1 protein-coding gene is annotated in these 767 nt (G+C 46.2%); it reads right to left on the minus strand.

Annotated elements, in window-relative coordinates:
* On the minus strand, positions 1 to 767 hold a 767-nt coding region (locus H5126_RS21235; protein WP_182758582.1), incomplete at both ends, for an IS4 family transposase.

The following is a 767-nucleotide window of genomic DNA, read 5'->3' on the forward strand; positions in this document are numbered from 1 at the left end:
GTGATATCCAGTGTTGCGCTTCGGGCTTTTCTTCCTCCTTTTTGTGCAATGTGGATGTGTTTGGTGCCTGCACTCATCAGCTCGCTTGCAAACGCATAGAGCTTATCCTCACCTTCTTCAATATGACGACTTTGCATCGAGCGTACGACGAATCGTTGCTGCTCGGTCAGTTTATACTGCAAGTATTCGTAGATGTCCGCTTCGCGGTCACACACCGATATCACGTTCGCCATTTGTCCTTGCATCCGCTCTGCCATCGCTCGTGACGCTGACTCCCACTTGTAACTTTCTTTTTCTTCGTAAGAAGTCGTCCCGTGTTTTTCTCTTTTTCCAATCGTGTTGATATCACGACTCCAGCGAGACTGTTCAATTAATCCCACAACTTGCTTTGTGTCTGGCGCAAACAGTAATACGCTATGAGCTAACAAGCCTCGTTGTTTTGCTCCTCGTCCGACATGACCCAAATCATCTCGAATGGAGGAATGTTTATAAATTAGTGTGGTCGTGTCTTCTAATGCGAGCAATAAGTTATGACTTTTTGCTTGTTCAACCGAGGCTTTAAAGCCTGACTCTGCTATAGCCGTTGCGTCAATATTCTCGTTGCGAATAAAGCGGTAGGCACCTTCCATATCGGCGGGGGACTGAGTGATGTTTACAAGTGGTTTTCCTGGTTCATTTGCAAGCGTTGATGCTAACTTTACCAGACGCGCTGTTCTTCTTGGATCACCTAAGTCCGATTTACCGAATTGTTGTTTTGCCCAATGAGT

Origin of the sequence: Pseudoalteromonas sp. SG45-3 (assembly GCF_014164075.1) — a bacterium.
In the GTDB taxonomy this organism is placed as follows: Bacteria; Pseudomonadota; Gammaproteobacteria; order Enterobacterales; family Alteromonadaceae; genus Pseudoalteromonas; species Pseudoalteromonas distincta.